Consider the following 23,966-nt stretch of genomic DNA (forward strand, 5'->3'; position numbering starts at 1 on the left):
ACCACGTAGTAGAAAAAACGCTCCAGAGGCGAAAGCTTCTGGAGCGTTTTTCATTGGTGCGCCGCAAATGACGAAGGAACGTTGCTAAGCTGCGAAAGTGTCTTTGCCCTCCGGTAGGGCGTTTGCGCATGTTCAATTTTTCGGGATGTTCAAATTTCTAGAACAAGAAAATTGAACATCCCCTACGGCTCGATGCGTGCGCCAATTTGCCGTGTTTTACCCCACCTGCCACCCCAGCCCCAGCGCCTTTTGCAGCGTAACGAACGACTTGAGCAGTTGTGCGTCGCCGGCGATGCGGTCTTGTTCAGCGGAGAAGCGCGTGCGCTCGGCGTCGAGCCAGTCGAGTGTGCTTGCCGTGCCGGCGCGATAGCGTTGACGCGTGAGCGTTGCGGCGCGCGCGGCCGAAGCCTCCACACTGCGCAGCCGGTAGACGTTCTCGCGCTGGTGTCCGTAACGCGTGAGCGCCACATCGGCGTCGCGTAGCGCCGTCAGCACGGCACTTTCGTACTTCGCCTGCGCCTGATCGCGCCCGGCCTTCGCGCCGTCGACCCCGGCCTGCAAGCGGCCGAAGTCGAGCACATTCCATTGCAGACGCGGCAGCGCCATCCAACTGAAGTTCTCCTTGCGCACGAGATGACCCGGGTCGAGGGCCGAATAGCCCAGTTCACCCATGATCGAAAGCTTCGGGAACCAGTTGGCGGTCTGCACGCCGATCTGTGCGTTCTGCGATGCGAGACGCCGCTCTGCCGCACGAATATCCGGACGCGCCTGCAACAGCGCTGTCGGGTCGCCGATCGCCACCTTCGCGGGCACCGTCGGCAACGCCTTGGGCGCCTTGAACTCCGCGTCGAGCGCGCCCGGCGCACGGCCTGTCAGCAGCGCCAACTGATCGAGCGATTCGATGACGTCCGCCTCCAGCGGCAACACACGCGACTGCGTCTGCTCCACCTGCGTCACCAGACGTTCCACATCAAGTTCCGACGCCACGCCACCGGCACGCCGCTGGCGCGTGAGGTCCAGCATCTCGCCTTCAAGCTGCGCGGAGTCGCGCACCAATGCCAGACGTGCCTGCTGATCGCGCAACGCGACATAGGTCTGCGCGACTTCGGCCGCCAACTGCACGTGCGCATCGGCGAGATCCTCCGACGCCGCATCGGCATCGGCACTCGCCGCTTCCACGGCCCGGCGTGTGCCGCCAAACAAATCGACTTCCCAACTGGCATCGAAGCCTGCGATATACAGATCGAGCGGACCGCGCCCGCTTGAGCCGCTGCCGCTATTCCCGCCGAGCAGGCTCAGATCGGGGGAGCGTGTGCGCAGCATCGTCACATCCACCGTGCCCTTCGGCAGCAGATCGGCCTCGTGACTGCGCAGGCTGGCGCGCGACTGGCGCACTTTGGCCTGTGCTGCGCGAATGTCAGGACTGTGCGCGATGGCGTCGTCGATGAGGGCGGTGAGTTGCGCATCGTCGAGCGCCGTCCACCAGCGTGCCACGCCGGGCGTATGCGCTTCGACACCGCTGCCCGCATGCGGATAGGTGCCCGTGCGCATGGCATCGCCGGCCACGTCGGGCGCGCCATGGTAATCGGGGCCGACGGTGCAGCCCGCAACGAGAAGCGCCGAAGCAACGGCCAAGGTTCGCAAATAAAGAGTCATGATCAGTGCCCGCCGGAGCTGAAACCCGCGGGTTGCTTGAGAAGCAGGGCAAGCGGCACGCATAACAGCAGCGCAATGCCCAGCGCATAGAAGGTCTCGGAAAACGTCATCACACTGGCTTGCTGCGCAATCTGGGCGGCGAGTTGCGCCGTGGCCTGTAACTGCGCGTGGGCCATATCGCCCGTCTGCGCAAAGAAGCCGGCCGCGTTCGCTGCCAGATGCTCCTGTCCGAGCGAACTGTTGGCGGTAATCGTCTCGCGCAGCATGGCGTCGTGATAGTCGGTGCGACGGTCGATCAGCGTGCCGAGCAGGGCCAGGCCCACCGAGCCGCCAAGATTGCGCGCCATGTTGTAGAGCCCGGCCGCGTCGCCCGCGTCCTGCGCCTCCACGGCGGCCATCGACGCCTGATTGAGCGGCATCATCGCGAGCATCTGCCCCACGCCGCGCAGCAACTGCGACACCGTGAAGTCATGTCCCACGCTCTGCGCCGTCAGGTCGATGTCGAGCATGCAGCTGGCGAAGAAACACAGCGGCCCGACAATCACGAGGAACCGGATATCCACGCGGCTGATGAGCCGTGGCAGGAACGGCATCATCAGAAACGCGGGCAGCCCCGAGAGCAGCATGATGTTGCCGGACTGCTGCGCGTTGTAACCCGCAATCGTCGCGAGAAACTGCGGCAGCAGATACGACACTCCGTAAAGCCCCGCGCCCACCGTGAACACGATGTAGATCACGCTCGCGTAGTTCTTGTTACGCAGCAGCGAGAGCTTCACGATGGGTTTCTCTGCCGTGAACTGTGCCACGAGCATCATGCCGATACCCACGGCCGACAGAATCGACAGCCAGATAATCATGTGCGAGTCGAACCACCGCTCGCGCTGCCCTTCTTCGAGCACCACCGTGAGCGAACTCAGGCCGATGGTCAGGCCGACAATGCCGAGCCAGTCGGCTTTGACGAACGCATGCAGATTGGTCGGCTCGCGTTTGAGGCCGAGCATGAGCAGCGAGACGATGGCCACCGAGATCGGCAGATTCAGGAAGAAACACCAGCGCCAGTTCGCGTTTTCGGTGAGCCAGCCGCCGACTACCGGACCGAGCAACGGCCCGAGCAGCACGATCAGCCCGAACATCGCCATCCCGACCGCCATCTGATGACGTGGCAGGCGAGTGCGAATGATCATCTGCGCGGTCGGAATCATCGCGCCACCGGCGAAGCCCTGACCGATGCGCCCGATCACCATCTCCGGAAGGCTGCTGGAGATGCCGCACATCATCGAGAAGATGGTGAAGAACACCGCATTGAGCGTCAGGAAGCGGCGCAGACCCAGCACGCGCGTGAGCCACGCCGCGAGCGGAATCATGACGATTTCCGACATCAGGTAGCCGGTCGAGATCCAAGTGCCTTCGGTGCCCGAGGCGCCGATCTGGCCTTGAATCTGCGGCAGCGCCGAGTTGGTAATCGAGATGTCGAGCGTGGCGAGCAAGGCGCCCATCGCACCGGCCGCGACGGCGATCCAGTCAGACGCCGAGGCGTTGCGGGGCGCAGCGGCCGCTGCACTTGCGCTGCTACGGCCGCCACCGCCACCGCTGCCACCGCCGGTGCCTGCGGCGACGACGCTGCGCGCTTCATCACGCGAAAGCGTGCCCGACGCGCCCGGCGAGCCGGCCGGGGCGGGGAGCGTGTGTGCTTCAGCCACGTTGCACTCCGGTGCTGTTGCTCCCCGGCGTAGCGCGAGCATTGGCGTTGGCGTTGGTCGCGGGGCCGACGGTGCTGTTCAGCGGTGCGCTCAGCGCCAACGGTGCGATCGACTGACCCGGCAATGCCGCCTGTGCGGGCTTCGCAGGTGCCGCTTCCTTACGCGCGTGCGTGTCCACGTCCGCCGTCACCGACAAGCCGGGCAGCAGGACGGTGCGCAGCGACTCGGGCACGTCCAGTCGAATGCGCACCGGCACGCGCTGCACGATCTTCGTGAAGTTGCCGGTCGCGTTCTGCGCCGGTAGCAGCGCGAACTGCGCACCGGTGCCCGGCGAGAGTGAATCGACCACCCCGTGAATCGGCTCGCCGGGCAGCGCATCGACGTGCACCGTCACCGGCTGGCCCGGGCGCATGTGGCCGACCTGCGTTTCCTTGAAGTTCGCCGTCAGATAGACGTTCTGCACCGGCACCACGGTGAGCAGGCGAGTCCCCGGCTGGGCGAACTGCCCGACGCGCACCGCGCGATCTCCCACGCGACCGGCCAGCGTGCTCTTGACCACCGTATCGGCGAGATCGAGTTCGGCTTTGCGTGCACTGGCCTGCGCCACCGACAACTGCGCTTTGGCCTGCGCGAGCGCGGCGTTGAGCGTATCGGTCTGGCGCACGCTCGCGTCTACGCTGGCTTCGTTGCTCTTGAGCGTGGCGTCGGCGCGCGTGCTGGCGTTGCGCAGCTCGGCGAGCCGTTCATCCGTTTCTGCTCCCGTGGCGACGAGCGGCGCGTAGCGCTTGACCTGTCCGGCCGAGTACGCGGCATTGGCCCGGGCGCTTTCCAGCTCGGCGCGCGTCTGCGCAATGTTGGCGGCATGCTGGCCCAGTTCGGCCTGTGCACGGGCGACATCCGCTTCGCGGGCCGCGACCGTCGCCTGCGCTTCGTCGTAAGCGGCCTGATACTGACGGCCGTCGAGTTTGACCAGCGGCTGGCCGAGCGTGACGGTCTCGTTGTCGCGAACCAGCACTTCGGTCACGTAACCGCCGACTTTCGGGGCGACGGTCATGCTGTCGGCTTGCAGATAGGCGTCGTCGGTCGATTCGATAAAGCGGCCGACGAACCACCACTGCGTGCCCCAGCCGACGGCGGCGATCAACGCCAGCACGCCCGCGCCGATGGCGAGCTTTTTGCGACGGGGGTTGCCGGGGGCTTTCTGGGCGGGGCGATTCGCGCCATCCGGCGTGGCGGACGGGGCCGCGGTGCCGGGCGCTGTCTTGGCCTCTTCGGGCTGACGCGTGGCCGTATCGATCGACTGTGCCGACGTTTCGAGTCGGGCCTGCGCTACGGTAGACATCGGAAAACTCCTAAATTATTCCAATTGGCAGAATTATTCCAGTTGATCGAATTATGTCAAGTGTTATATTTTTGACGAAAGTTTTGGGAAGCAAGGAGATTCATGGCACGGACATCACCGCAGACACAACGCGCACCACGCGCGGCAGCCCGCCCGCGACACGCGGTCGACACGGGATACCAGCGTGGCGAGGAAACGCGCGCGCGCATCATCCTGGCGGCGATCAAATGTTTCGGCGAGCACGGTTTTGCGGGCGCATCGACGCGCGACATTGCCAACGAGGCCGGCGTGAACGCCCCGGCGTTGCAGTACTACTTCGATAACAAGGAAGGCGTGTACACGGCGTGCGTCGAGTACATCGTCGAGGTGGTATGGAAGCAGGTGGGCGAAGCCGTGATGGCGGCCGAGGCCGTGCTGGCCGACCTGACGGCGGGCGATGTGCGCCTCATCGACGCGTTCTGTGCGTTGCAGGACCGCAAGGCCGGCTTTCTCGAAGACGTGCCGCAGATCGACGGCTGGCACATGTTCATGGCCCGCGAACAGGCGGGACTCGGCCCGGACGTCGGCTTCAAGATGTTTCACGAGCGCTTGTCGCAACGCATCGCGGCGGTGACCGGCGGGATCGTGGCGCGCCTTTGCGGCACGTCGACGGACGACGAACTCACGCTGATGCGCGCCGTGTGTATCAGCACCACGGGGATGGCGTTCCGGGTGATGGGCCGCTCCGTCAATTGCTCGATGGGGTGGTCCGATGAAGACCCCGAACGCAATCGCCGGATTCGCGCGGTCGTGGTGGAGCAAACCCGCGACATGCTGGAGTTGCTCGTCAAACGGCGCAAGGCATCGAAGTAATGCCATCGCCAGGGGTGCCGGACGGCACCCCTTGTTTCATTCAAGTGTTCATTGCTGCGTGACGGCGTGAACGTCTCCCTCGCCATCGCGCTTGCGATACCAGAGGAAATACACCAGCAGCACCACGGCCACGAACGGCACGCCGAAGAGCAGCGTCATGCGGAACACGCCGGTAAAGAGCGTGGTCACCATGACGGCGGCCATGAGCGCTGCGCCCAGCAGCGTGAGCCACGGAAACCCCCACATCCGAAACGCGAGACGCGGATGATCGCCGCGCTGCCACGCCCGGCGGAAGAAGAAATGCGTGACGAAGATCATCATCCACGTGAGCATGGCACCGAACATCGAGATCGCCATCATGAACGTGAACGACGACTCGGGGTACAGGAAGTTCACCAGCGTGGCCAGCGCAATACCCACCGTCGAGAGCATCAGTGCGGCGAGCGGCACACCGCGTTTGTTCACCTCGCCGAAGCGTGCGGGCGCGTAGCCGGCGCGCGAGAGCGAGAACATCATGCGCGTGGTGATGTAGAGCTGGCTGTTCATAGAAGAGAGCGCGGCAATCAGCACGACAAAGTTGATGACACCCGCCGCGCCCGGAATGTTGATCGCCTGCATCACTTTCACGAACGGGCTTTCGTCGTGACCGGCGGCCGTCCACGGCACGATGGCGAGCATGAGGGCCAGCGTGAGCAGATAAAACAGCACGAGGCGCACGACCGTCGAGCGGAACGCGCGCGTGACGGCACGCTCCGGGTTTTCGGCTTCACCGGCGGCGACCGCAATCATCTCGATGGACAGATAGCTGAAGATCGAGATGATCACCGCGACCCACATGCCCCACAGCCCTTTCGGGAAGAAGCCGCCGTGCGCCGTGTAGTTCGCGAAGCCAGCGGGCGAGTGATCGGCGTTCACCACCGAGCCCGGTGCGATGAACACCACATAAGCGCCGATCATGATGAACGCGACGATGGCCGCAATCTTGATGAGCGAGAAGCCGTATTCGATCGCGCCGAACAGGTTCACCGACATGGCGTTCACGAGCACCAGCGCGGCGGAAAACCCCGCCACCCAGTACCAGCCCGGCACCTGCGGGAACCAGTACTTCATGTAGACGGCGATGGCACTGACTTCCGTGCCCACCGCGAGCACGATGCACGACCAGTAGGCGTAGCGCACGAGAAAACCGGCCCACGGCCCGATGTAGTGCTCGGCGTACGCGCCGAACGAGCCGGACGTCGGATGCGCGACGGTCATCTCGGCCAGGCAGCCCATGAGCATCAGCGCGATGAGCGCACCGATACCGTACGAGAGCAGTACGCTTGGGCCCGCAAAGCCGATGGCGAAGCCGCTGCCGAGGAAGAGCCCGGTGCCGATGGCGCCACCGATGGCGATCATGGCCATCTGGCTGGCGGTGAGCGAGCGTCGCAAACCTTGTTCGCGGCGTGTGATGTGAGAGAAGTTACGGGGAGACGGGGGCTGGGGAGAACGCGACATGGCACACCTCTTGGGGCGCCGTCGGCATCAGGGCGGCACCCGTATGAAAACCGCATTGCTTGTTATTGCCCGCTCGCGCCTGATTGACGAACGCAACTCAAAAACGGCGCGACCGGACCCCACCGCCCCGGCCGAAGCCGGGGCAGGTCAAACCACTGCAAAAGATGGAACTAAGACCAGCGCGGCTGGTGCGGCTGGTGAGGGTGACGCGACATCAGAAGATGTGGCGGATACCCGTGCCCACGCCCACTTGCGTCGAGTTACCCGGCAGTTCGACGCGTGCGGCGCCGCTGACCTTGTTGTAATCGACCGTGCCGTAGACCTGTGTGCGCTTGGACAGCGCGTACTCGGCGAGCAGCACGTACGTGTAACGACGGCCCGAACCGGCATCTCCCGCCTGGGCGTTGATGTTCTTGATGTCGTCGAAGTAGGCAGCGCCCGTAATCGCGAGGTTCGGCATGGCCTGAATGGTCGTGCCGAGATAGAACGTCATGTCCTTGCGCGGGTTGTCGTTCAGGTTGCCCGTAGCGACGGTTTGCGACGGATCGTTAAGCGTGCCGTCGAGCCAGCCGCTGCGGTCGCGACCGCCCATGTAGCCGACGAACACCTTGGCGATCGAGACGCTGTAGATACCGCCCAAGCCCCACATCTGCTGCACGCGCTTGCTTGCATCGCGAGCTTGCTGATACACGCCGGCGAGCTGGAACGGGCCCATCGCATAGGCGGCACGTGCACCCCAGTAATTGCTGGCGGCCATCGTGCCGGCCGTGTTGCCGAAGCCGTAGGTCGCACCGACCGAGAGGCCACCGAACGTACCGGCGTAGCTGACGGCATTGTCGACGCGACCGCGCGTGATGTTGTACATCCACGAGTTGTTTGCGTAGTTGCCGATCGTGAGCGGGTCGAAGTCACCGTAGACGTTGAACGCCTCGGTCGCCTGACGGCCGATCTTGATGGTGCCGTACTGGTTTTGCAGGCCGACGAAGGCATAACGATCGAACAGGCGCGGGCCGTTGGCCAGCGTACCGTTCTGCGGGTTGATGCCCGACTCCAACTGGAAGATCGCCTTGAGGCCGCCACCGAGGTCTTCCGTGCCCTTGAAGCCGAAACGGCTGTTGGTCACGGCGCCGTTGGTCACTTGCCACAGGGCATCGTTATTGGCATTGGCGTTGGTCTGGTAGCGAACGCTCTGGTCGACGATCCCGTAGAGGGTGACCGAGCTTTGGGCGGCGGCGGTAGTGCTGAAAGCCAGGCCGCAAGCGGCCGTCACAATGGCCAGGCTGGCCGGAATTGCAGACTTCATGGGTCTCCTTTTTAGTCTTGTAGACATCAGCTAATTGTCGAAACTGGCCCGCTTCTCCTTCCGATATAGGAGACGGCGGACTCTTTTTGGCACGACAACGGCGACAACCGGAACTGCACTTTTGGTGCCTTGGGTGGTTGCGCAACGCGAGCAATCCCCCGATGTCCGGCGCAAACAATGCAGCCTCCCGGCTGAAAGCCGAGGGCTATCATATCAATGCAAAATTTGAATTTGCTTGCTATTTATGCCGAGCAACTGGCGGGACGTCGAAGGATCTGCCAAAATCCCGGAAAACTTGATGGATTCTGCCAATGAACCTTGACCTTGCCGATCTGCGCATCCTGCGCCATCTGGAACTCAATGGCCGTATCTCGAACCAGGAGCTGGCCGATGCTGTCGGTTTATCGCCTTCAGCCTGCCTGCGCCGGGTCAAATTACTTGAAGATCGGGGCGTGATTTCCGGATACCGCTGTATCGTGGACGCACAGCATATCGGTCTGGAGTTCGAAGCGCTAGTGCAAATCACATTGCGTCCGGACGTCGATCAGTGGCATGAAAAGTTTCTGGCGTGCGTGCAGAACTGGCCTGAAGTCGTGACCGCACGAATTGTCACCGGATCAGCCAATTACATCTTGACGGTAAGAGCCCGTAACCTCGCGCATTATTCGGACTTCATCGTCAATGAGCTATACCGGGCGCCGGCTGTGATGTCGATTCAATCGAACATCGTGCTCAAGACAATCAAGAACACGCAGTCGCTCGTCGATCTCGTCAAGCAGAAATAAAACAATAGAAGATATTAACTACCTGTAAATATCGCAATAATCGCTTCTCAACGAATTATCAACAGATTCTCAATTGGTGATAAAGGCGTTCCAGGCAGGATATGCTCGTTGGATATCATCGCAAGTTGATTTGAATTGAGTCGAATTGCCGTCAACCGATGCCGGTCTTTGAATCGGCACTATCAAAACCAAAGAGACGCAGCATGGCAGTGATCACCACCATCGAGGACTTGCGGGTTCTCGCGCAGCGGCGCGTACCGCGCATGTTTTACGAGTATGTCGATTCGGGTTCGTGGACTGAGTCGACATACCGCGCCAATGCGGAAGACTTCGGCGCAATTGGCTTTCGCCAGCGGGTGGCGGTCAACATCGAGCACCGCAGCACGCGCACGACGATGTTGGGCACTGACGTGGCGATGCCGGTGGCTCTGGCGCCGACCGGCATGACAGGCATGCAGCATGCCGACGGCGAAATTTTGGCGGCGCGTGCTGCCGAGGCATTCGGCGTGCCGTTCACGCTCTCGACGGTGTCGATCTGTTCGATCGAGGATGTTGCGGCACATACCAGGGCGCCGTTCTGGTTCCAGTTGTACGTGATGCGCGATCGCGACTTCATCGAGCGCCTGATCGACCGCGCGAAGGCGGCGGGGTGTTCGGCGCTGATGGTGACGATGGATTTGCAGATCAGCGGGCAGCGCCATCGCGATATCAAGAACGGTCTGTCGGCGCCGCCCAAGCTCACGTTGCCGAACATCGTCAACATGATGACCAAGCCGCGCTGGTGCATGGGCATGCTGGGGACGAAGCGCCGGACGTTCGGCAACATCGTCGGCCATGCGAAGGGTGTTGACGACATCGGCTCGCTGGCGGCATGGTCGGCGGCGCAGTTCGATCCGTGTTTGTCGTGGGACGACGTCGAGTGGATCAAGAAGCGCTGGGGCGGCAAGTTGATCTTGAAGGGCGTGCTCGATCCCGAAGATGCGCGTGCGGCACGCGACACTGGTGCGGACGCCATCGTCGTGAGCAATCATGGCGGGCGTCAGTTGGACGGCACGATGTCGACGATTCGTGCGTTGCCTGACATCGTGGCGGCGGTAGGGCGCGATACGGAGGTCTGGCTCGACGGCGGCATCCGCTCGGGGCAGGACGTCATCAAGGCGGTGGCGTTGGGCGCGAAGGGCACCCTGATCGGCCGTCCGTTCCTGTATGGACTAGGGGCGATGGGCGAAGCCGGCGTGCGCCGTGCACTGGAAGTGATGGCGAAGGAAATGGACGTGACGATGGCACTGACAGGCCGCACGACCGTCGACCGTCTCGACCCCTCGATGCTCCTGCCGGGCAGCTACCCGACGGGCCTCGGCCCGTATCTCCCGGAGCCGAGCAGGGCGTAAGGGGAGATTGCTGGTACGACGTTGGGTACCGACATGGAAAGCCGCAGCGAATCCGCTGCGGCTTTTTTCATTGAAAAGCTAGGGTCTTTCCGATAACGGACCGTTGACCTTCAATCTGGCTCCACGCGGGGCGATGATGCGGCGTTCATCCCTCAACACTTCGTATCCTGTGGCGGACTATGTCGACCTATCCCTTTACGCTTGAACGAGACACAAATGGCACCTTACTGGTGAGGTTTCCGGACGTGCCCGAAGCAATTACCGTTGCTGATGACGAGGCTGACGCGCATGTGCAGGCACGCGAAGCGCTTGAGGCTGCATTGGTGCTTTACGCGAAACGACCGCTTCCAGAGCCGTCCTGCCCGAACGCTGGGCAAGCAACCGTCACGTTAGTTGTCGTGACCTGACCCACCAACAAAAAAGCCCTGCGATCCACTCGCAGGGCTTTTTGTCATCTACCGGCCGATACCACCGGCATCCGCATCGATCAATGATGATGGTGTTTGCGATGGCCGCGGCGCTTGCCGTGGCGATAGTCGTCGTCGTAGGAGTTCGAGCGCGACATGTTGCCGCCGAGTGCCGCACCGGCACCGCCGCCCAGCGCTGCGCCGATCAGGCCGCCTGACTGGCCGCCCATGGCATTGCCGGCTGCCGTGCCTGCGCCGCCGCCCAGTGCGCCACCAAGAATGGCGCCCGTGCGTTCGCGACGGTTCGACGTGATCGCGCCACCGGCACCGCCGCCGACCGCGCCACCCACGACGGCGCCCGTGCTGCCGCCGAGCGCACCGCCCACCGCCGCACCGGCCACACCGCCCAGCGCACCGCCGAGGGCATTGTTCATATCACCGGCCGTGGCCGTCAGGGAGGTGGTTGCGGCCAGTGCGGCCAGCACCACCATCGGAAGAATTCGCTTGAACATGAGGCTCGTATAGATTCGGGTTAATCGCGCAGCCAAGTATAAGGAGCCGTCGCCGCACTGCCCGCACCTCAATGTTTCATCTTTCGTAAGACGGGTAACAAAGTGTATCGGCGCGTGATCTTCGCGCCATTTGGTTATAGGGCCGGCTCCGCCTTCCGGCGCGACGTTACCTTCATCTCCGCGACATACCGGTACAGCTGTTCCGCCGCCGGCGAGAGTGGCCGCCCCTTGCTGCGAATCATGCCCATGCGGCGCGTGACCACCGGGTCGATCAGCGGCACGCTGGTTAGCAGCGGATGCTCGCTGCCCGGCATGGCCATCGTGGGCACCGCCGCCACCCCGAGTCCCGCTTCCACCAGTCCGAGCATGGTCGTCACATGCTGCGTCTCGCAGATGCTGGGCGGGCGTTGCGGCAACCCCGTCAGCGCCTGATCGAGCAACAGCCGGTTGCCCGACATCTTGCCGACCGTGATGTAGTCGTACTCGTAAAGCTCGCGCCACGTCACACGCTTCTTTCCCGCCAGCGGATGATCGCGCCGGCACGCAGCCACATAGCGCTCCTGCAACAGCAGCTTGAACTCGATGTTCGGCTCTTGCGACCCGATGAAATTGAGCCCGAAGTCGGCGTCGCCATTGACCACCGCCGCCAGCACTTCATTGGCGCTCGCATCCAGCACCGAAATACGAATGCGCGGAAACGCCTTGTGATATCGCGAAATCACCTGCGGCATGAAGTAATAGGCCGCCGACGGCACGCAGGCAATCGTTACGTGCCCAAGGCTTGTCGACGCCACATCGCGAATGCCCAGCAGCGCGTTATCGAGATCGGCCAGAATCCGCTCCGCATCGCGGGCAAACGCGCGTCCCACATTCGTGAGGGCGACACGCCGCGTGCTGCGCTCGAAGAGCTTCACACCCAGCGCGTCTTCGAGCTTGTCGATACGGCGCGATAGTGCCGGCTGGGAGAGATGGATGGACTCGGCCGCGCGCCGGAAGCTGGATAGCTGCGCGACGGCGCGAAAGGCTTGCAGATCGTTCAGATCGAAGTTGATCGCCATGACGTTCGGGGGGAGGGAAAACGTGTCGCTGACGGGGTGTTCGGTTATGTTGTTGCATCCAGTAAAACGCGCCGAAAACGCGCGCCGCACGAGGCGCCGCGAGTCTACCTTGTTACCGCTCGGTCGGTGCATCAGCATCCTACGATTGATAGCGTATGCGCATCAATCTTTCCAAAACTTGCAATTCACAAGGGAGGAACTTACGGCGCAACATTGGCGGCTTCAAAAAAGCGCCCATGACGGTCTCGACACGTCCCCTGGCAGAGGCGCAGCAATGCGACGATTTTTGCGGACCGACCCCCCGGGCCGCAGGCAACACGGAGACAGCGCATGCCACAGCGCCCCCAAGACGCGATTTCGCGTCGACCCTCGAAAGCCGGCGCGGTACTGCGCGTCACCGCCGGCAATTTCCTCGAACAATTCGACTTCTTCCTGTTCGGTTTCTACGCCACCCAGATTTCGCGCGTCTTCTTCCCGACAGACAGTGAATTCGCTTCGCTCATGCTGACCTTCGCCGTGTTCGGCGCGGGCTTCCTGATGCGACCGCTCGGCGCCATCATTCTCGGCGCGTATATCGACAACGTCGGCCGCCGCAAGGGACTCGTCACCACGCTCGGCATCATGGCGAGCGGCACGATCCTCATCGCCTTCGTGCCGGGTTACGCCACCATCGGCATGGCTGCGCCGGTGCTGGTGCTGATCGGCCGTCTGTTGCAGGGCTTCTCGGCCGGCGCTGAGCTCGGCGGCGTGTCCGTCTATCTGGCAGAAATCGCCACGCCGGGCCGCAAGGGCTTCTACACGAGCTGGCAGTCGGCCAGCCAGCAGGTGGCCATCGTCGTCTCGGCGGCGCTCGGGTTCATCCTGTCGCTGACGCTCACGGCGCAGCAGATTGGCGAGTGGGGCTGGCGTCTGCCGTTCTTCGTCGGTTGCATGATCGTGCCGGTCATCTTTGCGCTGCGCCGCTCGCTTCAGGAAAGCGACGAGTTCAAGCAACGCAAGCGTCATCCGTCGGTCGGCGAAGTCTTCCGCTCGATGGCCGCCAACGCCGGTGTGGTGATTGGCGGCGCGATGCTCGTGGCGCTCACGACCACCGCGTTCTACCTGATCACCGTCTACGCGCCGACCTTCGGCAAGAGCGTGCTGCACCTGTCGAGCACCGATGCGCTGCTGGTGACGCTTTGCGTGGGCGTGTCGAACTTCATCTGGCTGCCGATCGGCGGTACGTTGTCCGACCGTATCGGCCGCCGCCCGGTGTTGCTGCTGTTCGCGGGCCTCACGCTTGTCACCGCTTACCCGGTGCTGTCGTTCCTGGTGCAGGCGCCGAGCTTCTCGCGCATGCTGATCGCCCTGCTGTGGCTGTCGTTCCTGTACGGCATGTACAACGGCGCAATGATTCCGGCGCTGACCGAAGTCATGCCGCCCGACGTGCGCGTGGCCGGCTTCTCGCTGGCGTACAGCATCGCAACGGCACTGTTCGGCGGCTTCACGCCGGCCCTGTCGACGTACTTGATTCACGCCACCGGCGACAAGGCTGCGCCCGGCTACTGGATGAGTTTTGCGGCGCTGTGTGCGATCTGCGCGACGCTCGCGCTGTATCGCGGCCGCACGGGCGGTCAAGGTCAGACGCGCACCGATCTGCGCACGGCCAACTGATCGCGAGGCGGGAAACATGCGCATCTGCCTGCTTCCCGCCTTCTCTGCTTTCTCTGCCTCGTCGGTCTTGACGCAGGCACCCCCCCAGAAAAACACCATCGAGCGAGACAACTCATGAATGCCCTGACCCCCAAGGCGCGTACGCGCACGCCCCGACGTTTGCTGAGCGCCATTGGCGCCGGTCTGTTGCTGGCCACTGCACTCGGTGCCACGTCTGCCAGCGCAGAAGACCTGCGCGTGATGAATTCCGGTGGCTTCACCGCGGCCTACAAGGCGTTGCTGCCGAAGTTCGAAGCGGCCACGGGCGATCACGTCGACACGGCGTGGGGTCCGTCGATGGGCAAGGCACCCGAGGCCATTCCCAACCGTCTGGCGCGCGGGGAATCGGCTGATGCCGTCATCATGGTCGGCTACGCGCTCGACGATCTGATCAAGGCAGGCAAGGTACGCGCCGATTCGCGCGTCGAACTGGCCGATTCGCGCATCGGTGTTGTCGTGAAAGCAGGCGAGGTGGTGCCCGATGTCAGCACGCCGGAAAAACTGAAAGCCGTGCTGCTGGCGGCCAAGTCGGTCGCGTATTCCGATAGCGCGAGTGGTGTGTATGTCGAGCGCGAACTGTTCAGCAAGCTGGGCATTGCCGATCAGATGCGCAGCAAGTCGGTGATGGTGCAGAAGACACCCGTCGCCGAGAAAGTGGCCGCGGGCGACTTTGCCGTGGGCTTGCAGCAAGTGAGCGAGTTGCTGCCGGTCAAGGGCATTGCGTTTGCGGGCAAGATTCCCGAGTCGCTGCAATCGGTGACGCGCTTCGCAGGCGGTGTGCCGGTGAATGCACCGCATCCGGACGACGCGAAGAAGATGCTGCTGTTTATGGCCGCCCCTGCGGCGGCGCATGATGTCGAGTCGACCGGGCTGGATCCGCTCACCCACTGACGCAAGCGCGAAGTCTCGATGCAGTGAGCGAAATTTTTCCTCTCGGCATCCGTGGCGGGTTTGACCGACAATGACGTGTCAGACAACGGCGTCGCCGACAGAGCGACGCCCCGCCAAGGAGAGAGACAAATGGCCTCTGTGCCGAACGTGCCGACCCCGGCAGCCGTCGATTCACAAGCGGCCGCCTCCGCCGCTGCCGCCGTAAATTCCCCGCACGCTACCCACGCCGCAGAACGCCTCGACGATATCGTCGCGCTCGACGCACTGGCGTTGTCCGACGCGATCCGCACGCGCCGCGTGTCGTGTCGCGAAGTCATGCAGGCGTACCTCGCGCACATCGCCCAACATAACGCAGCCGTCAACGCCATCGTCTCGTTGCGCGACGCTGACACATTGCTGCGCGAAGCCGATGAGCGCGACCGGCAACTGGCGCAAGGTGAGTATCTCGGCTGGATGCACGGCATGCCGCAGGCGGTGAAGGATCTCGCATCGTGCGCAGGCTTGCCCACACGCAAAGGCTCGCCGCTCACGTCGACCGGCCCCGACACACAAGACAGCATCAGCGTGTCGCGCCTGCGCGCGGCAGGCGCGATCTTCATCGGCAAGACCAATGTCTCGGAGTTCGGGCTCGGCTCACACAGTTACAACCCGGTGTTCGGCACCACGCTCAACGCTTACGACACAAGCCGAATCGCAGGGGGCAGCAGCGGTGGTGCGGCCAGCGCACTCGCTATGCGCATGCTGCCGGTGGCCGATGGCAGCGACATGATGGGGTCGTTGCGTAACCCGGCGGCGTTCGGCAACGTGTATGGCTTTCGTCCGTCGCAGGGGCGCGTGCCGTATGGCCCGGTGCCGGAGATTTTCGTCCAGCAACTGAGCACTGAGGGACCGATGGGGCGTACCGTCGCCGACGTTGCGCGGCTCCTCGCTACGCAGGCCGGTTATGACGCGCGCAGCCCGCTTTCGCTGGCGCATGCCCATGACCCGGCACAGTTCGCGGGTGCGCTGCATCGCGACGTGAAGGGCTTGCGTCTGGGGTGGCTGGGTGACTACGGTGGCTATCTGCCGATGGAAGACGGCGTGATGGCGCTGTGCGAAGCGTCACTGCGCGACTTTACGGCGATGGGCTGTGAGGTCGAAGCGTGCGCGCCCGGCTTTTCGATGGATCGTCTGTGGCAGACGTGGCTCACGCTGCGTCACTGGCTCGTCAACGGTTCGCTCGGTGAGATGTATGCCGACCCGGCGCGCCGCGGCAAACTCAAACCCGAAGCGCAATGGGAAGTGGCCGGTGGCGAACACCTGCGTGCCGCAGATGTGTTCCGCGCCTCGATTGACCGCAGCGAGTGGTACCGGTCGCTCGCCCGGCTGTTCGAGCGCTACGACTTTCTGCTGCTGCCCTCGGCACAGGTCTTCCCGTTTGAAGCGCAAACGCATTGGCCGGCATCGGTGGCGGGCAAGCCGATGGACACCTATCACCGCTGGATGGAAGTGGTGATCGGCCCGACGCTGGCCGGCTTGCCGGCGATCAGCGTGCCGGTCGGTTTCGATGCACGCGGGTTGCCGATGGGCTTGCAGATCATCGGCCCGGCGCAGGCGGATCTTGCCGTACTGCAACTGGCTCACGCGCACGAGCAGCGCACGCAGTGGGTGCAGCGGTTCCCTCCGGCAATGCTGACGTCAGGCCGCGCCGCGTGACGCTTTAAGCGGTTTCAGCAAATCGCCGAGCGCGTTGTGATCGATCTCGTACATCAGCGCGAGCAGGCGGCCGATCTCGCCCGTGGGAAAGCCTTCGCGGGCAAACCAGCTCAGATAGTTGGCGGGCAGGTCGGCAATCATCGTGCCCTTGTGCTTGCCGTAAGGCATCGGCGTGGTGACGAGCCGCAGCAGCGCGTCGGTGTCGAAATCGATCATGTGAGCAAATCGCGTGAGCGCCCGGAGGTCGCAGAAAGCGTCACGCTATCACACACCGTCAAACACAGTCACACGCGACACCGATGTCACGCACGCGCTGTCAGCAGCAATCGCCACCCGGCCACGCCAAAGACCACCGCGAGTCCGCCATCGAGCCAGCGGCGCAGCCGCAGATACAGGCCCCGCGCCGTCTGCGTCGAAAACAGCAGCGCGTAGCCGCAGAACACTGTCACGCTGATACTGATGCATCCCGGCAAGATGGCCGGCTGCACCACGCCGTCATGCGATGACGACAACGCCACGATCGACACCCAGCTCAACACGGCCTTCGGGTTCGTCAAATGCAACAGCGCGCCGCGCAGGTAGACCTTCCGCAGCGGCTCGCCGTCAGCCGATACGGCGGCCTTGCGGGATGAGGGATTGAGGGCAGTACGGCCCGACTTGAACGCGAGCCACAGCAGATACACGCCGCCGAAAATCTTGAGCGCGACGAGAAACTGCGAGTAGGCGATCAAGGCTGCCGACACGCCGAGCATGGCGACCGTCGCCCAGAACATCGATCCCGAGATGACGCCGAGCGCAAACGTAAGCGCCGGCTTGCGGCCATGATTCGCAGCGATGGACATGATCGCCAGATTGCTGGGCCCGGGGCTCGCCGTGCCGACGAAATAAGCCGTGTAAGCCACCAACAGATTGGCGGAAAGCAAAGTGACGTCGGCCATCGCGCGCCTCGTGCGTCGTTGATCGGGGGAGTCTTCGCAGTGTCGACGCCCGCGCTTTGCGATGCCATAGACAGTTCGTCAATCTCCCACCGAGCCAGTTGCGAGACGCCCGTGGTTGCCGTCGCCGGACGATGCATCGGGGGCATGGTGACGATAGCGAAACAACACGCCCGCCATAACCACGCACGTCAGGCCGCCGCCGATCATGGCCAGCGCGAACCCTTGTGTCATGGCGACACGGTAAGCCTGCGGCAACCAGTCGAGCTGAATGTCCATCAGGTGAGCTGTGACGGCCAACCGCGCCAGTCCCGGGGCATCGGCGGCGCCGTGGGCCTGTGCCGCCCCGGCGAGGCCGTGCATGGCGCGCAGGCTCATCACGCTGCCGAGCAGCGCAATGCCCATCGTCATGCCGGTCTGGCGCAACGCGTTCATCGTCGCGGAGGCCATGCCGGTGCACTCGGCAGGCGCGAGCCCCATGACCGTCATGCCGGTGGCGGGCACCGCAAGTCCCATGCCGAGGCCGAGCACGGCAAACGACGTGCCGATGATCCAGAACGGCGTGTCGGGGGTAAAGGCGGTCATGGCACACATCGTTAGCCCGATCGCGCCATAGCCTGCGACCATCAGCAGGGGCAGGGCGACACGATGGGCGATACGGCCGAAGAGCAGCGACGTCACCCCCATCATCAGAAACTGAGGCATCAACTGCCAGCCGGTTGCCGCAGGCGTGTGGCCTTGTGCCTGCTGCAAAAACAGCGAGAGGAAGAACAGACTGCTATACCCCGCGAAGCCCAGTGCGAACGAGGCGGTATTGGCCACCCGCATACGTGGGTCACGCAACAACGCCATCGGCAGCAGCGGACGCGCCACGCGCCGCTCGACCCACACGAATGCGATGAAGGTGACGACGGCGATGGCGAAGACGACGGCCAGCGATTCGCGCGGGGTGTCGGGTTCGCCAAGCTGAATCAACCCGTACGTCAACGCGCCCAGACAGATCACGCTTAGCAATTGCCCAGCCGGGTCGAACACGCCGTGAGGGTTGCGCTCGCGCGACGGAATGCCCCAGATACCGAGCGCCAGCGCAATGAGGCCCAGCGGCTCGTTCACGAGAAAGATGCTCTGCCAGCCAAAGTGTTCGACGAGCAGGCCGCCCAGCAATGGCCCGAGAATCAGCGCGAGCGCACTGAATGCTGACCAGCCGCCGATGACGCGTGCTCGCTCGCGCGGGTCCGGAAACGCATGCGTGAGAATCGGCATCGCGCTGGGGATCAGCAAGGCACCGGCCACGCCCTGAATCGTGCGGCCAACCAGCAGCGGGGCGAGGGTGTCGGCACAGGCGCAGACCGCCGAGCCGAGTGTAAAGAGCGCGACGCTCGCGCTCCACACGGGCTTGTGGCCGTAGCGATCGCCGAGCGGCCCGGCACTCAGCATGAACGCCGAGATGGCAATGGCGTAGGCATTGACGACCCATTGCAGGCCCGCCATGTCGGTGTGCAGACGGAGTTGGAGCGTGGGCAGCGCCACGTTGACGATGCTGATGTCGAGCGACGCGAGGAACGTGCCGAGGTAGGCCGCACAGACTAATGCGCGGCGGCGAGAGGGTTGCATGGTGACATCCCGGTGGTCGATAAATTGAGAATGGTTCTCATCTTAATAAATCGACTGACCGTCGGTCAATGGAATTCTTCTACGCAATCGAGACGTGTATCGACGCGGCGGTGCCGTGGTGCCGTGCTGCCCGGGGTGCCAAGCTGAGGCGACGCCCGCCCGCCCCGGACAGCGGACGTGCCGGGGCCGGGCGAGTCCTATCGCTTACGCCGAAATCGGAAAGCTTCGGTCGTAGGTCGGTTTCACGTCGAGCGGCTGTCGCAGCAACCCGACCTGCGCGTAGAAGTCGGCGGTGCGCTGCTGCTCGGCGACGAGCGCGTCGTCGATGTTGCGCCACTTGGTCGCACGGCGGGAAAACTGCAAGCGCGCGGCTTCGGGGGGAATGCCGATGATGCGCGCCATGGCTGCCGAGAACGCATCCACGTGCTGGTACGACCAGACCTGTGCGCGCACCACGCGCGAAAGGAAGTCGCGCAACACCTCGCGCTTCGCGGCGAGCGCCGAGTCGGTGGCCGCGAGATAGCTCAGTCCCGACCACAACCCCCGTCCATTGACGAGCACGCGCCCGCGCCCCGTCGTTTCCGCGACGGCGGTGTAAGGCTCCCACGTCGCCCAAGCATCGACCGAGCCGCTGGCCAGCGCGGTGATGGTGTCGGCGGGCGGCAGAAAACGGAAATTCACGTCGGTTGGTTTGAGCCCGGCTGCCGTGATTGCCTTGAGCGACACGAAGTGACCGATGGACCCGCGTGTCGTGCCGATGTTCTTGCCCTTGAGGTCGGCGGCAGTGCGCAGCGGCGAATCGGGCTGCACGATGAGGGCCGTACCGTAGGCATCGGAACGATTGGCGCCGATGATCTTGATCGCAGCACCGGCGGCCAGCGCAAAGATGACCGGTGCGTCGCCGATCGGGCCACAGTCGACCGCCCCCGCGTTGAGCGCTTCGGCAAGCGGTGCGGCGGCAGGGAATTCCGACCATTGAATGTCGTAGGGCAACTGCTTGAGTTCGTCCGCCGCTTCGAGCAGTGCGCGCAGCCCGCCTTTCTGATCGCCAGCCTTCAGCAGCGGGCGGCCCGATTGGGCCATTGCCGAGCCCGGCAGCGCAAGCGTGGTGAGCGCGCCGGCGGCGCTCGACGTCGTGACGTATTGAAGAAACCTGCGGCGGGAAATCGTCATGAGGAAAACCTGTCTTGTTGGAGGGAGATCGGTGGTTGGACGGTCAGACAAGGCGGTCTCGTGATCAATGCACGAAGCCGCCTTTGATGAAGCGCACCGGCTCGTTGTCCATCTGGCGCAACGTGGCGCTCAGCGGGTCGGGGGCGGCGGGCGATGTGAGCAATGCGCCGACGGATGAGGTGGTGCACAGCAGGCCGCCGTCGGCCCAGCCGCGCTTGCCCGTGGGGGCGAGCGCGCGCAGCCAGCCGTCGCGGTCGGCCAGCCATTCGGTGCCGGCGAGCTCGGCCGGCGTTGTCCCGGCGATCTGCGCAAAGACGGGCCATGCCTCGGGAGAATCGGCAAAGCAATCGGCGCGCGCGCCAAGGGTTGTCGTGGTCGACGCGACGGTCGTCGCGATGGCGGGCCGTGCCGTTGCGCGAAGCCCATCGGCAAGCGGCGCCGAGACACGCCGTACTCCGGCCACCGCGCCCGGCAGCGCGCGCAGCCGGGTATCGAACAAGGCCGTCTCATCGCGACGGATCAGCAGTGTCAGAAAGCGAGGATCTTCGAACGGCGCCGGATGCCGCGTATCGACGGCCACCACGCGCACCCTTTGCGTGCCACGCCATTGCGAGAGGCTTCGCGCGGGCGCATCGCCGCACGTCACCGTCAACGCGGGCAACGCGATCGGCACCGGCCAGCTACCGCCCGCCGCCATGCCCGCCGATGCCGACAGCACGCGCATGTAATCGAGCGCTGCCCATATTTCCTTGTCGCTCAGGCGGCCGGTAAAGCCGGGCATCGTTACGCCAGCGTCGTCGCGCATGCCGTAAAGCACATGCCAGAACAACTCGCCGTCGGCGCGACGGCTGAGCAGGGCGCTGGCCATGGTGGGCGGCCAGCGCCGCAGTGCTGCCGCCTGTGGTCCCTCGCCGCGACCGTCCGCGCCATGACATGCCGCGCATTGCGCCGCATAGACATGCGCGCCCCGCGCAATGCTCTCGACGGTGAACCCGCTCGGGTTGGTATGGAAGCTGGTCGGTACCGCCGCCGTAAGCCACAGCGAAGACGATGGCCAAGGGGCGAATAGCAGCGAGGCGATCGCTGCCGCGATCAGCCAACGGCGCGCACGCCGCCAAAAGATCGCGATCAGCACGCAGGCGATGGCGAAGGCCAGCGCGGCCAGCGTCCATGCAAACTGGCGGGCCAGCGCAACGTCGATGATGAGGTTTTCGCCCGCGATGCGTGAGCCCCACGGCCACGCGGGTGCCCCATGCGTCTCACCCGCGATGCCGAGTGCATGCAGCGCCCACAACAACGCGTCCTGCACGGATTGCAGGCCGAACAGAAGCGCGTTGAGCCAGACGTGTGTCGGAGGCAGTGTCATCGGGCGCGCTCCAGTGGCGCGCCCTTCAGCGAGCTCGTCGGCGCGCCTGTCGGCGCACCGGTCAAAGTATTACCAGCTTGCATCGAGCCCCAGATGTCGCAGCGCCTCATGACGCAATTCGGTGATGCGGGCATCGCCACGATGGCGCGGGTAGGGCAGATCGACACGCAGTTCGGCAACGATGCGCGCGGGGCGCGGACTGAAGATGACCACGCGCTGTGCGAGGAAGATGGCTTCTTCCACATCGTGCGTGACGAGCAGCGACGAGAACCCCGCGCGCTGCCACAGTTCCACGAGTTCGCTTTGCATCGCCAGCCGGGTGAGCGAATCGAGCTTGCCGAGCGGTTCGTCGAGCACGAGCAGACGCGGATCGTTCACGAGCGCACGGGCCAATGCCACGCGCTGCGCCATGCCACCGGAGAGTTGATGGGGGAACGCGTCTGCGAACTCCGACAACCCCACGCGCGCGAGTGCCGCGTCGACGCGGTCGCGTTCGCGCGACAGCACGCCGCGCGCTTGCAGACCGAGCGCGACGTTATCGCGCACACGCCGCCACGGGTAGAGCGTCGGGTCCTGAAACACGACGATGCGCGACGGATCGGGGCGCGTAATCGCCGTGCCGTCCTGCGTGATCGTGCCGCGCGTCGCTGTCTCCAGACCGGCGACCAGCCGCAGCAAGGTGGATTTGCCGCAGCCACTGGGGCCGAGCAATGCAACGAACTCGCCGGGTGCCACGCTCAGGTCGACGCCGTCGAGCACTTGCAGTGGCGCCTGTCGTGTGCCAAACCAATGACTCACGCCGCGAATATCGATCTGCGCGCCAGTGTTGTTGGCGGTTGCCTGACCGGCAGGCGTCGCGGCTTCCGTCGACGCGAGCAGCGCCGCTGCCGAATCGTGGCGAGCCGTATCGGACGACGTAGGGGAGATGGCCGTGCTTACCATTTGACGGTTCCTTTCTGCCACGCCAGCGCGCGGTCGCGAACGGTGAAGAGCAGGGTGATGACACCCGAGAACAGCAGCGCCATGACGATCAGTGCGGCGTACATGTTCACGTAAGAGGCCCAGCCTTGCGCCCACGTGAGATACCAGCCGAGGCCGGACTTCACACCCATCATCTCGGCCGTTACCAGCACCGAGAACGACGCGCCCAGCCCCATGAACAGGCCGACGAAAACGTTGGGGAGCGCCGCAGGAATGGCCACACGCAGTACGAGAAACACGTCGGACGCGCCGAGCGTGCGCGCCACGTCGTAGTAGCTCTTGTTCACGCTGGCCACGCCGGACCACGTGAGCACGGCAACCGGAAACGCCGTCGACAGCGCAATCAGGAACGCCGCAGCGGAATAGCTCGACGGGAAGAAGTAGAACGTCAGAGGCAGCAGTGCCGTGGCCGGTACCGGGCCGAGCACGCGCAGGACCGGATGCACCCAGTAGCCGATGGCGCGCGACCAGCCGATCGACACGCCGGTCAGAAAGCCCGCTACTGCACCGAAGCCGAAACCGAGGCCCAGCAGCCGGAGGGTATTGAGCGCGCTGTCGCCCAGCCGTTGCCAGTCTTCGGTGTAGACCTCGATGAGCGCTTGCGGCGGGGCAAAGAACGGCGTGGGCAGCGAGGCTGTCTTCGCCGTGAGGATCTCCCAGCCCGCGAGGACGACGGCGATGGCCACGAGCCACGGGCCGCTGCCGGTCAGCGCTTCGCGCAGACGCAGCAGGGGGGACGTCGTGCGTCCTGCCACCGACAACACCGCCAGCGCGGCGGCGACCACCAAGGCAACAACCCCCAACTCGTCGGTGAAGGCCCAGTCGGAGAAGCCGACGACCTTGTTGGGCCAACGCAGTGTGATCGCGCCAAACGCGGCCCACGCGAGTGCCGCAACGAAGCCGACACCCCACAAGGGCGGCGTGCGGGGTGCGGCAAAGAGTTGATCGAGACTCGTGTCGTCAAACGCGTTGGCAATGGCACTGGACGAACCGACTGCCCCAGTGGCATACACGGTGCGTTCGCGCAGCGCGGGGCCGTCGGCCTGTTCGGCCAGCTCAAGTGCCCCGGCGGGGCTGGCGGCACGCAATGCGGCATTGTCGAGAATGGCACTCATG

General features: G+C 64.3%; 21 protein-coding genes. 7 read left to right on the forward strand and 14 right to left on the reverse strand.

Annotation, left to right across the window (positions count from 1 at the left end):
• Positions 1 to 216 precede the first annotated feature (216 nt).
• From CDV44_RS02660 to CDV44_RS02670, 3 genes are all read right to left on the reverse strand, one after another.
• Positions 217 to 1,656, reverse strand: a complete 1,440-nt coding sequence (locus tag CDV44_RS02660; protein WP_087686568.1) for an efflux transporter outer membrane subunit — start codon at positions 1,654 to 1,656, stop codon at positions 217 to 219.
• 2 nt (positions 1,657 to 1,658) lie between these two features.
• The gene (locus CDV44_RS02665; RefSeq protein ID WP_212677077.1) at positions 1,659 to 3,152 is read right to left on the reverse strand and encodes an MDR family MFS transporter; all 1,494 of its coding nucleotides are present in this window, start codon (positions 3,150 to 3,152) and stop codon (positions 1,659 to 1,661) included.
• A 196-nt stretch (positions 3,153 to 3,348) separates the two neighbouring features.
• Entirely contained in the window at positions 3,349 to 4,698 is a 1,350-nt protein-coding gene (locus CDV44_RS02670) for an HlyD family secretion protein (RefSeq protein WP_087686570.1), read from the reverse strand.
• 102 nt (positions 4,699 to 4,800) lie between these two features.
• Here CDV44_RS02670 and CDV44_RS02675 point away from each other — a divergent pair, with 102 nt between their 5' ends.
• Positions 4,801 to 5,550, forward strand: coding sequence for a CerR family C-terminal domain-containing protein (locus CDV44_RS02675; RefSeq protein WP_087686571.1), 750 nt, complete (start codon positions 4,801 to 4,803; stop codon positions 5,548 to 5,550).
• A gap of 48 nt (positions 5,551 to 5,598) precedes the next feature.
• Here the strand turns inward: CDV44_RS02675 and CDV44_RS02680 are convergent, their stop codons facing one another.
• Complete coding sequence (locus tag CDV44_RS02680; RefSeq protein ID WP_170935836.1) at positions 5,599 to 7,047, reverse strand: amino acid permease; 1,449 nt, start codon at positions 7,045 to 7,047, stop codon at positions 5,599 to 5,601.
• A gap of 214 nt (positions 7,048 to 7,261) precedes the next feature.
• Positions 7,262 to 8,350 carry a porin gene (locus CDV44_RS02685; protein ID WP_084656045.1) on the reverse strand — a complete coding sequence of 363 codons (1,089 nt, stop codon included), beginning with the start codon at positions 8,348 to 8,350 and terminating at the stop codon, positions 7,262 to 7,264.
• Positions 8,351 to 8,661: 311 nt separating this feature from the next.
• Between CDV44_RS02685 and CDV44_RS02690 the strand changes: the two genes are divergently transcribed.
• The 3 genes from CDV44_RS02690 (at position 8,662) to CDV44_RS27700 (ending at position 10,933) form a co-directional block, all read left to right on the forward strand.
• Positions 8,662 to 9,135, forward strand: a complete 474-nt coding sequence (locus CDV44_RS02690; protein WP_058377695.1) for an Lrp/AsnC family transcriptional regulator — start codon at positions 8,662 to 8,664, stop codon at positions 9,133 to 9,135.
• A 203-nt stretch (positions 9,136 to 9,338) separates the two neighbouring features.
• The gene (locus tag CDV44_RS02695; RefSeq protein ID WP_087686572.1) at positions 9,339 to 10,526 is read left to right on the forward strand and encodes an alpha-hydroxy acid oxidase; all 1,188 of its coding nucleotides are present in this window, start codon (positions 9,339 to 9,341) and stop codon (positions 10,524 to 10,526) included.
• A gap of 179 nt (positions 10,527 to 10,705) precedes the next feature.
• Positions 10,706 to 10,933: a type II toxin-antitoxin system HicB family antitoxin gene (locus CDV44_RS27700; protein WP_141118657.1), complete on the forward strand. Its 228-nt coding sequence runs from the start codon at positions 10,706 to 10,708 to the stop codon at positions 10,931 to 10,933.
• An 80-nt stretch (positions 10,934 to 11,013) separates the two neighbouring features.
• Here CDV44_RS27700 and CDV44_RS02700 read toward each other — a convergent pair whose 3' ends face one another.
• Entirely contained in the window at positions 11,014 to 11,445 is a 432-nt protein-coding gene (locus tag CDV44_RS02700; protein WP_087686573.1) for a hypothetical protein, read from the reverse strand.
• 134 nt (positions 11,446 to 11,579) lie between these two features.
• Positions 11,580 to 12,503 (reverse strand): LysR family transcriptional regulator, encoded by a 924-nt coding sequence (locus CDV44_RS02705; RefSeq protein ID WP_087687168.1) that lies wholly within the window; start codon positions 12,501 to 12,503, stop codon positions 11,580 to 11,582.
• Positions 12,504 to 12,833: 330 nt separating this feature from the next.
• On the opposite strand from CDV44_RS02705, the gene CDV44_RS02710 reads away from it, so the two are divergent.
• From CDV44_RS02710 to CDV44_RS02720, 3 genes are all read left to right on the forward strand, one after another.
• Complete coding sequence (locus CDV44_RS02710; protein ID WP_058377698.1) at positions 12,834 to 14,156, forward strand: MFS transporter; 1,323 nt, start codon at positions 12,834 to 12,836, stop codon at positions 14,154 to 14,156.
• 114 nt (positions 14,157 to 14,270) lie between these two features.
• Positions 14,271 to 15,086, forward strand: coding sequence for a substrate-binding domain-containing protein (locus tag CDV44_RS02715; RefSeq protein ID WP_087686574.1), 816 nt, complete (start codon positions 14,271 to 14,273; stop codon positions 15,084 to 15,086).
• Between the two features lie 129 nt (positions 15,087 to 15,215).
• Positions 15,216 to 16,781: an amidase gene (locus CDV44_RS02720; RefSeq protein ID WP_087686575.1), complete on the forward strand. Its 1,566-nt coding sequence runs from the start codon at positions 15,216 to 15,218 to the stop codon at positions 16,779 to 16,781.
• Here the strand turns inward: CDV44_RS02720 and CDV44_RS02725 are convergent.
• From CDV44_RS02725 to CDV44_RS02755, 7 genes are all read right to left on the reverse strand, one after another.
• The gene (locus CDV44_RS02725; protein ID WP_087686576.1) at positions 16,764 to 16,997 is read right to left on the reverse strand and encodes a DUF3820 family protein; all 234 of its coding nucleotides are present in this window, start codon (positions 16,995 to 16,997) and stop codon (positions 16,764 to 16,766) included. The two genes, CDV44_RS02720 and CDV44_RS02725, sit on opposite strands and share 18 nt — an antisense overlap.
• An 86-nt stretch (positions 16,998 to 17,083) precedes the next feature.
• Positions 17,084 to 17,719 (reverse strand): LysE family translocator, encoded by a 636-nt coding sequence (locus CDV44_RS02730; RefSeq protein ID WP_087686577.1) that lies wholly within the window; start codon positions 17,717 to 17,719, stop codon positions 17,084 to 17,086.
• Positions 17,720 to 17,797: 78 nt separating this feature from the next.
• Positions 17,798 to 19,330, reverse strand: coding sequence for an MFS transporter (locus CDV44_RS02735; protein WP_087686578.1), 1,533 nt, complete (start codon positions 19,328 to 19,330; stop codon positions 17,798 to 17,800).
• Positions 19,331 to 19,534: 204 nt separating this feature from the next.
• Positions 19,535 to 20,503, reverse strand: coding sequence for an ABC transporter substrate-binding protein (locus CDV44_RS02740; RefSeq protein WP_087686579.1), 969 nt, complete (start codon positions 20,501 to 20,503; stop codon positions 19,535 to 19,537).
• Positions 20,504 to 20,567: 64 nt separating this feature from the next.
• Positions 20,568 to 21,869, reverse strand: coding sequence for a cytochrome c (locus tag CDV44_RS02745; RefSeq protein ID WP_087686580.1), 1,302 nt, complete (start codon positions 21,867 to 21,869; stop codon positions 20,568 to 20,570).
• A gap of 69 nt (positions 21,870 to 21,938) precedes the next feature.
• A complete protein-coding gene (locus tag CDV44_RS02750; RefSeq protein ID WP_087686581.1) occupies positions 21,939 to 22,811 on the reverse strand; it encodes an ABC transporter ATP-binding protein in 873 nt (290 codons plus the stop codon).
• A complete protein-coding gene (locus CDV44_RS02755) occupies positions 22,805 to 23,965 on the reverse strand; it encodes an ABC transporter permease (RefSeq protein ID WP_249277382.1) in 1,161 nt (386 codons plus the stop codon). Before CDV44_RS02755 ends, CDV44_RS02750 begins: the two co-directional genes overlap by 7 nt.
• Between the last annotated feature and the right edge of the window lies 1 nt (position 23,966).

This window comes from Pandoraea sp. PE-S2R-1 (genome assembly GCF_002179865.1).
Classification (GTDB): Bacteria; Pseudomonadota; Gammaproteobacteria; order Burkholderiales; family Burkholderiaceae; genus Pandoraea.